The sequence below is a fragment of the Pseudonocardia sp. OZ21 genome (genome assembly GCF_059359135.1).
On the sequence record NZ_JCADBN010000037.1, the window covers coordinates 1 to 5,391 of the forward strand.

Genomic DNA, 5,391 nt, shown 5'->3' on the forward strand with positions numbered 1-5,391 from the left:
ACAAAAAAGTGGGCCCCCGCCAGACGGCGGGGGCCCACAAACAGTTTGATGTCGGCGGCGACCTACTCTCCCACACCCTAACGAGTGCAGTACCATCGGCGCTGGAGGGCTTAGCTTCCGGGTTCGGGATGGGACCGGGCGTTTCCCCTCCGCCACAACCACCGACAACACTATCAAATTATGGCCGAACCATAGTGGATGCGAGACTACGCTACACACCCCGACCACACAAAACGTGTTTGTGTGTTCAGGGTCGCACAGTGGATGCAAACAACTCGTCATGAACAAGCCCTCGGCCTATTAGTACCAGTCAACTCCACCCCTCACAGGGCTTCCATCTCTGGCCTATCAACCCAGTGGTCTGCTGGGGGCCTTAACCACGCAAGGTGGTGGGAGACCTCATCTTGGAACGAGCTTCCCGCTTAGATGCCTTCAGCGGTTATCCCTTCCGAACATAGCCAACCAGCCGTGCCCCTGGCGGGACAACTGGCACACCAGAGGTTCGTCCGTCCCGGTCCTCTCGTACTAGGGACAGCCTTCCTCAAGTCTCCTGCGCGCGCGGCGGATAGGGACCGAACTGTCTCACGACGTTCTAAACCCAGCTCGCGTACCGCTTTAATGGGCGAACAGCCCAACCCTTGGGACCTACTCCAGCCCCAGGATGCGACGAGCCGACATCGAGGTGCCAAACCATGCCGTCGATATGGACTCTTGGGCAAGATCAGCCTGTTATCCCCGGGGTACCTTTTATCCGTTGAGCGACACCCCTTCCACCAGGTGGTGCCGGATCACTAGTCCCGACTTTCGTCCCTGCTCGACCTGTCAGTCTCGCAGTCAAGCTCCCTTGTGCACTTACACTCAACACCTGATTGCCAACCAGGCTGAGGGAACCTTTGGGCGCCTCCGTTACATTTTGGGAGGCAACCGCCCCAGTTAAACTACCCACCAGGCACTGTCCCTGAACCAGATCATGGCCCGAGGTTGAGACACCCAATTCGACCAGAGTGGTATTTCAACAATGACTCCACAACCACTGGCGTGGCCGCTTCACAGTCTCCCACCTATCCTACACAAGCCGAACCGAGCACCAATACCAAGCTATAGTAAAGGTCCCGGGGTCTTTCCGTCCTGCCGCGCGTAACGAGCATCTTTACTCGTAGTGCAATTTCGCCGAGTCTGTGGTCGAGACAGCGCCCAAGTCGTTACGCCATTCGTGCAGGTCGGAACTTACCCGACAAGGAATTTCGCTACCTTAGGATGGTTATAGTTACCACCGCCGTTTACTGGCGCTTAAATTCTCCGCTTCGCCCCCGAAGGGACTAACAGGTCCTCTTAACGTTCCAGCACCGGGCAGGCGTCAGTCCGTATACATCGTCTTGCGACTTCGCACGGACCTGTGTTTTTAGTAAACAGTCGCTTGGGCCTGGTCTCTGCGGCCGCCCAGCCCTAGCCCGCGAAGGGCTTCAAACCAGACGGCCCTCCTTCTCCCGAAGTTACGGAGGTATTTTGCCGAGTTCCTTAACCACAGTTCACTCGATCGCCTTGGTATTCTCTACCTGACCACCTGTGTCGGTTTAGGGTACGGGCCACAACAGCACTCGCTAGAGGCTTTTCTCGGCAGCATGGGATCATCCTACTTCGCCTCAATCGGCTACGCGTCACCTCTCACCCTTGTGACATCCGGATTTGCCTAGATGTCGGGCTACGGGCTTACACCAGTACTACCATTCACTGGCGGGACTACCCTCCTGCGTCACCCCATCGCTTGCCTACTACCGGATCGGGTCCCACGCTCCCCCAACAAGAACTCCCGAAGGACTTCAAGCGGGTTCGGATGGTTAGCATCACCGGCCTCAGCACGGACGCACTGTCACGGGCACGGGAATATCAACCCGTTGTCCATCGACTACGCCTGTCGGCCTCGCCTTAGGTCCCGGCTCACCCTGGGCGGATTAACCTGGCCCAGGAACCCTTGGTCATTCGGCGGCAGAGGTTCTCACTCTGCATTCGCTACTCATGCCTGCATTCTCACTCGCACACCCTCCACGACTCGATCACTCGGCCGCTTCACCGGATGCACGACGCTCCCCTACCCAACACCACGACTACACCCACCAGACAAGCCGGCAGGCGGATCTCATGTGGCATTGCCACGGCTTCGGCGGTGCGCTTGAGCCCCGCTACATTGTCGGCGCAGGACCACTTGACCAGTGAGCTATTACGCACTCTTTAAAGGGTGGCTGCTTCTAAGCCAACCTCCTGGTTGTCTGGGCGATCCCACATCCTTTCCCACTTAGCGCACGCTTAGGGGCCTTAGCCGGTGATCTGGGCTGTTTCCCTCTCGACTACGAAGCTTATCCCCCGCAGTCTCACTGCCGCGCTAGAAATACCGGCATTCGGAGTTTGGTTGAGTTCAGTAAGATTTTGGTCCCCCTAGCCCATCCAGTGCTCTACCTCCGGCATCCACCACACGACGCTGCACCTAAATGCATTTCGGGGAGAACCAGCTATCACGGAGTTTGATTGGCCTTTCACCCCTACCCACAGCTCATCCCCCAGGTTTTCAACCCTGGTGGGTTCGGGCCTCCACGACGTCTTACCGTCGCTTCACCCTGGCCATGGGTAGATCACTCCGCTTCGGGTCTATACCCCGCGACTCAAACGCCCTATTCGGACTCGCTTTCGCTACGGCTACCCCACACGGGTTAACCTCGCCACGAAGCATAACTCGCAGGCTCATTCTTCAAAAGGCACGCCATCACCCCGAAAGGCTCTGACGGCTTGTAGGCACACGGTTTCAGGTACTATTTCACTCCCCTCCCGGGGTACTTTTCATCTTTCCCTCACGGTACTAGTCCGCTATCGGTCATCAGGGAGTATTTAGGCTTACCGGGTGGTCCCGGCAGATTCACAGCAAATTCCACGAGCTCGCTGCTACTCGGGAGCACAGTCCAAACCGCATGCAGTGTTTTCACGTACGGGGCTCTCACCCACTCCGGCGACCCTTTCCAGAAGTCTTCCGCTAACACCACACCACGACCTCGCAGACCCGGCAGGATCCACACGACCACGTCCCACAACACCCACACTGCAACGCCTGCCGGCTTGACACAGCATAGGTTTAGCCTCATCCGCTTTCGCTCGCCACTACTCACGGAATCACGGTTGTTTTCTCTTCCTGTGGGTACTGAGATGTTTCACTTCCCCACGTTCCCTCTCACACCCTATGTATTCAGATGTGAGTAACACCCCATGACGGGTGCTGGGTTTCCCCATTCGGACACCCTCGGATCACAGCTCGGTTGACAGCTCCCCGAGGCCTATCGCGGCCTCCCACGTCCTTCATCGGCTCCTGATGCCTAGACATCCACCATGTGCCCTTAAACACTTGTTCACAACAAGATGCTCGCATCCACTATGCAACACTCAACACACAACCACACCCCAACCCACCAATAACCACCACCACCCCAACCCGTGAGGCGTTAGACGGTCCAGGCCAGGAGCAGCCAGAAAAAACACCACCAAGGGTGTCTCCTCAGGACCCAACAGTGTGCCGAACCCGAGAACCGAAGTCCCCACAACCATGAATCGATCGTTATGTTCCACCCAGCCACACCCCAACAATCTGAGGCATGGAATCAAGGAAAAGGAGAACCAAACTTGGTCGACCACCGTGAACCCGACCCGAAAGCCGGCGACAATCATCCCGAGCTGGCCAACCTCACCACACGGTGAGACTCCTTAGAAAGGAGGTGATCCAGCCGCACCTTCCGGTACGGCTACCTTGTTACGACTTCGTCCCAATCGCCAGTCCCACCTTCGACAACTCCCTCCCGCAAGCGGGTTAGGCCGTCGGCTTCGGGTGTTACCAACTTTCGTGACGTGACGGGCGGTGTGTACAAGGCCCGGGAACGTATTCACCGCAGCGTTGCTGATCTGCGATTACTAGCGACTCCAACTTCACGGGGTCGAGTTGCAGACCCCGATCCGAACTGAGACCTACTTTAAGGGATTCGCTCCACCTCGCGGTCTCGCAGCCCTCTGTATAGGCCATTGTAGCATGTGTGAAGCCCTGGACATAAGGGGCATGATGACTTGACGTCATCCCCACCTTCCTCCGAGTTGACCCCGGCAGTCTCCCATGAGTCCCCGCCATAACGCGCTGGCAACATGGAACGAGGGTTGCGCTCGTTGCGGGACTTAACCCAACATCTCACGACACGAGCTGACGACAGCCATGCACCACCTGCACACCAGCCACAAGGGAACGCCTATCTCTAGACGCGTCTAGTGCATGTCAAACCCAGGTAAGGTTCTTCGCGTTGCATCGAATTAATCCACATGCTCCGCCGCTTGTGCGGGCCCCCGTCAATTCCTTTGAGTTTTAGCCTTGCGGCCGTACTCCCCAGGCGGGGCGCTTAATGCGTTAGCTGCGGCACAGAGACCGTGGAATGGCCCCCACACCTAGCGCCCACCGTTTACGGCGTGGACTACCAGGGTATCTAATCCTGTTCGCTCCCCACGCTTTCGCTCCTCAGCGTCAGTATCGGCCCAGAGACCCGCCTTCGCCACCGGTGTTCCTCCTGATATCTGCGCATTTCACCGCTACACCAGGAATTCCAGTCTCCCCTGCCGAACTCAAGTGATGCCCGTATCGACCGCAAGCTCAGAGTTAAGCCCCAAGTTTTCACGACCGACGCGACACACCGCCTACGAGCTCTTTACGCCCAATAATTCCGGACAACGCTCGCACCCTACGTATTACCGCGGCTGCTGGCACGTAGTTGGCCGGTGCTTCTTCTCCACCTACCGTCACCCGAAGGCTTCGTCGATGGCGAAAGAGGTTTACAACCCGAAGGCCGTCATCCCCCACGCGGCGTCGCTGCGTCAGGCTTTCGCCCATTGCGCAATATTCCCCACTGCTGCCTCCCGTAGGAGTCTGGGCCGTGTCTCAGTCCCAGTGTGGCCGGTCGCCCTCTCAGGCCGGCTACCCGTCGTCGCCTTGGTAGGCCATCACCCCACCAACAAGCTGATAGGCCGCGGGCCCATCCCCAGCCGAAAAACTTTCCACCCACTGCCATGCGACAGAAGGTCATATCCGGTATTAGACCCAGTTTCCCAGGCTTATCCCAGAGCTGAGGGCAGGTCACCCACGTGTTACTCACCCGTTCGCCGCTCGTGTACCCCCGAAAGGGCCTTACCGCTCGACTTGCATGTGTTAAGCACGCCGCCAGCGTTCGTCCTGAGCCAGGATCAAACTCTCCAACAAAATCTGGCTCTAGCAATCCTGCGACGGGGTCGCAGGAAAAAACAAACTGGCATAAAACCAATTCATGATAAAGCTCGACACACTGTTGAGTTCTCAAAAGACACCCGCACACCATCCAC

The 5,391-nt window shown here is 57.7% G+C and carries 3 rRNA genes; all 3 read right to left on the reverse strand.

Annotated features, from left to right (window positions below):
• Positions 1-49: 49 nt before the first annotated feature.
• Positions 50-166: ribosomal RNA gene (gene rrf, locus AC5L35_RS37210) — 5S ribosomal RNA — on the reverse strand.
• A gap of 114 nt (positions 167-280) precedes the next feature.
• Positions 281-3,394, reverse strand: a 23S ribosomal RNA gene (locus AC5L35_RS37215).
• 354 nt (positions 3,395-3,748) lie between these two features.
• Positions 3,749-5,272: ribosomal RNA gene (locus AC5L35_RS37220) — 16S ribosomal RNA — on the reverse strand.
• Together the 16S, 23S and 5S rRNA genes form the textbook arrangement of a ribosomal RNA operon.
• Positions 5,273-5,391 lie beyond the last annotated feature (119 nt).